This window comes from Chitinophagaceae bacterium (assembly GCA_007695095.1).
Taxonomy (GTDB): Bacteria; Bacteroidota; Bacteroidia; order Chitinophagales; family REEL01; genus REEL01.
This window is the reverse complement of record REEL01000021.1, coordinates 1-4,206: the sequence shown is the minus strand read 5'-3', so window position 1 is coordinate 4,206 and position 4,206 is coordinate 1. Positions and strand designations below refer to the sequence as shown.

Genomic DNA, 4,206 nt, shown 5'->3' with positions numbered 1-4,206 from the left:
ACCATTTGGCTGTTCAGGGTTTTCCAAACGAGATGGATAATCCAAATGGGGCAGCCAATGCATTGAAGTTGTGCAGGCAGGATGATTCACCTTTGGAAGGATGCGACACCTCTGAGCACCCGCGTTGGAGCTCAGATGACACACATCACGGATTTGATGAGTTTGGTTTTTCGGCCCTTCCGGGCGGCTACCGTACCTCCTCCTGGAGTTTTGACCGCCTTGGCTCAGGCGGCTATTGGTGGACCTCTATACAATACTACTCTTCTCCCACACTCGCCTGGAGCAGGTCGATGGGCCACTTCGCCGGCCATGTCTATATCGGCAGCAACAAAAAGACGAACGGCTATAGCGTGCGTTGCATAAGTTATTTGGATTAACACAGCTAAAAAGCACTTAACGCTGTGATTTTGCAGATATGGTCGCTATTAAGATCCAAATATCGATTACGCAACGATGCCAGGAAAGACCTGAGTTGAAATCATGGAAATAATATGAAGACAAGCTTGAATAACATTCTCTGACGGCATAAATTACTAATATTTGCAAGTACCAGCCTGCTTGGAAGATAATGGTTTAGCCTGCAAAACTCAAAAAGAGCAGCAATATTTTTATTTTATTTCCCATGTGAGGGTTAACTCCCTCATTCCTCAATTTTTAAAATAATTTCTTATTCTTTCATATGCAGGTTTATAAGCTCTAAACTGTTTATTAAGCGGAAAACATTTAGCGTGTAAAATGGGAATTACAGTTTGTGCTCCCTCGGAAACATGATAGTTATTTCCGCAAATCATCTGAAATGTACTTTTCTCTTTTGGCTCGTAATAGGGTGGTTCATTCAGAATTCCATTTGTCTTTGGGGTTGATTTTTCCACAAAGTCATCATTTGAATCATACAGGCCTAACTTTTGCAGCCAGTAATTCACCTGAAGCGACATGGGGAAAATGTATTCAATACCTGGGTTTTCCGTTATAATCCGTTTAATATTTTCAAACCCTTCTATTGCTTTATCTTCGGGGAGGTAAACAGTTTTTCCTTTGGGAGCATGCGGCAAGGCCGAGTTACATAGATTGGTAATGTAAACCTCTTCCGGTTTAATTTTTCCGCTGGTGATATTGGTTATCTGATTAAAAGAGGATGCAGCTAAACCGTATTTACTTTTAAAAGACCTGTCCTTGATGGTTTTATCGAAAAAGTAATTTGCAAACAACACATATTCTGCTTGCGTGTCTGAATTTTGCAACCGTGGGTCGTGGCCAATTAACAAAGCTCTTGGTGCGTTTTCTTTTGGTTCCCAGTCCAGTGTTTTCATTTAGAATGCAATTACTTTGTAATTATTATACATTTCCCTACCATGGTAAAATATTATTTATGGATTCCCAATTTGTCCCGTTATGCCATTCAATTGCATCTAAATAATTTGCTTCCTTATGAAATGCCCCATTTTGAGTTACTAGAAATGCATGGATTGTATCATACGCATTTTGAAGCGAAAAATAATGGAATCTGATAGATGTTGCTGGTATAGAAATTGGTCCAGTAACTATCGCTCCATTATGCTCGATTGTTTGCGATACGCGACATTTACACAATAATGGAGTCGGCAAAGCTGCAACATTGTTTCTTTTCAATAAATTTTCCTCGGTCAATAACTCATAATAGCAAAAATGAACTGCACTAAATGTAAACTTCATTCTCAGCGGTTTTTTAAGACCCAGCATACATTTAATGTTAGTATTATGGTCAATTGCGATAAGTTGGTCTTTAAGTATTGGCAATTTGTTTTGTGCTATCTGAAGTTCTCGCTTATAAATTGGAGCTTTTATTTCATGATGTGATAATGGATGAAGTAACGCAGTTATTATCCCAGCAATTGCATTTATATGCTCCTGTGAATTACCAGTTTTATGCAAAAAATTTCTAGTAACATCAACCAATTTATTTAGTTTGTGGTCAAGTATTTGGGTGTGTTCCGCATCTGTTCTTTCGTATGCTGGAGTATAAGTTTGAATTATCTCCTCCAATGCCTTTCTGAAATAATTTGATGCTGCCGGATAATCCGGTTTTTCTCTATCGTTCAAGAATTTTACTGCTTTTTCATAATGGGTATCTCCAACAACAATAATTGGTTTTTCAAATGGCTGTGTTCCTATTATGTCATGGTCAACATAGAATTCTGCTGTTTTCCATTTGCCAGGAATTTCAATTCCAAATTTTCTTTTTGCTATTTCAAAAAGGTGACGGTCATAAGTGGTGACAAAAATTTGATGTTCTTTAAATTCTTCTTTAAGAATGTCTAGAATCGGAAAGCGATTACTTGTATCAAGACCAATAAATACATCATCAAGGAAGAGAATTTTGTAATCAAATAATTCTGGATTTGTTTTTAGTGCTGCTAAATAAATGCAAATCGCAACTGCAGAAAGACGAGCTTCATTTAAAAAATCATTGTAGTCATCGGGAACCGGAGCACCATTTTGAATGACACTTAATCTTAAATCTGCTGTTGTTTTCCACTCCCATTTACCATTGCCATAATTGAATGTCATTGGCTGTAATTCAAACCTTAACTGAATATTCAAATTTGAGAAGTAAGTTGAAAGCAAAGTATTATTCAGGTAACGAAAAATGTTACGTAAACTCTGCCTAAGCTCGGCTTCATAAGCAGGCAGTTCAGCGAACGCATTTCTATGTATCCAATCTTGTCTTGTATAAGAATTGGTTGTGAGGCCGTCTTGAAGTTGTTGCCATTTCTCCCCAAATCGATAAGTTCTTGCTGTATTGTATTGCTTACCAAGAATTTTTAAAACAATTAGATTAAACAAGTTTGGCTTTGGCTCATTTTTGTAATAAACATCTAACAAGCTGCGATAATCAAGAAATCCTTTAATTAATTCAGCATCCATCACATAATTCACGTTGTGCGTTGATGCATTACTGCCAAAATTTAAAGTCTGTTCAGTGCCTGCATTTGGCAAATGGGTTACAGGGTCAGCATCGGCAAAAGTTAGAGAAATCTCCCCAGTATCATTAGCAGGTCTAAAGTTGTTTTTTACATATGTAAAACCCAAATCCCTCGAACTAGTTAAATAATTGCTGAATGCTTTAAAAAAAGAACTTTTACCACTACCGTTCTCACCATATACAAGAAGATTTTCACCTTGTGGTAAGTCGATAGCATAGTGATTAAAAAATGCCCGATAGTTATTTATTTCAAACTTAGTTACTCGTTTCATTATTTACCTTCAATGAGTTGCACTTCTTTTACATTGTTTAGTTTTAATAATGCAGCGTCAACTTTGTGCTGCGTATTTGTCAGCGTTTTGTAGGCAAGTTTAACTGTATTAATGTCGTTTATAATTGAAAGTTCATCGTCTGCATTTGATAATGACTTTAAATCCTTTAGATGAATTATGACTTCTGCATTTGCCATTTTTACAGATTCAGTAAAATATATTTCGTAAACTGAGGCATCAATAAGTCTTTCAAAATAGTTTGAGATTGAGATATCATACCCAACTTTTTTAAGAAGTAAAATATAATCAACAATAGTAGCAAATACATTAACAATACTTTTTTCCACATAAATAGGAAGCTCATTCAATCCTTTAACACCAACATGAGGTGTGGCTTTATTACCTTTTCGTAGGATTTCCCTTTGAATGGAATAGAAAGTAATTAATTTAGAATTTAATAGGCCGCAAGCATATTTCAAATAATCTATGCCTTTTTCAGATGTTCCTACTAATAGCCCATAAGCCGAATAAATTAATTCATCTGAATAAGCAGCCATTATAGATTGTGCTGATTCTGGTATAAATAAACGTGGTTGTAAATATCGTTCTCGGTTACCCAATGCAAGTGTTTTTCCAGTGGCACGTAATTCTTTTTCTTTTTTATCATCAAAAATCATATAGCCGTCAGAAACATTCCATTCATAGTAATAAGGTTTAACACACTTTGTACCCGATAAGTATTTATAATGATTGCCTGTTGCCTTTTTATCACTTAAAAACACTTCAAAGCAACCACCAATGTTTACACCCCTATTAACTACTAAGATATCAGATAGGACATTGGATGCTTTGTCAATTAAATCCAGTAATCCGTCATTTTTAGGAATATGAAATTCATATTTTCTATTCTTTTTAAAGCTTTTAATACTTTCCCAAGTATACTCAACAATATCACATTTATAAAACTTAAAA

At 35.5% G+C, this 4,206-nt stretch carries 4 protein-coding genes; 1 reads left to right on the top strand and 3 read right to left on the bottom strand.

Annotated features, from left to right (window positions below; translation table 11 throughout):
• The first annotated feature begins 5 nt into the window (after positions 1-5).
• Complete coding sequence (locus EA412_00395) at positions 6-377, top strand: hypothetical protein (GenBank protein ID TVR84402.1); 372 nt, start codon at positions 6-8, stop codon at positions 375-377.
• Between the two features lie 270 nt (positions 378-647).
• On the opposite strand, the gene EA412_00390 is transcribed toward EA412_00395, so the two are convergent.
• The 3 genes from EA412_00390 to EA412_00380 all read right to left on the bottom strand — a co-directional run.
• Positions 648-1,310, bottom strand: coding sequence for a hypothetical protein (locus EA412_00390; protein ID TVR84401.1), 663 nt, complete (start codon positions 1,308-1,310; stop codon positions 648-650).
• 37 nt (positions 1,311-1,347) lie between these two features.
• Positions 1,348-3,234, bottom strand: a complete 1,887-nt coding sequence (locus tag EA412_00385; protein ID TVR84400.1) for an ATP-binding protein — start codon at positions 3,232-3,234, stop codon at positions 1,348-1,350.
• Positions 3,234-4,206 (bottom strand): hypothetical protein (locus tag EA412_00380; protein TVR84399.1); only part of this gene is annotated, 973 nt, incomplete at its 5' end. The genes EA412_00385 and EA412_00380, both read right to left, overlap by 1 nt.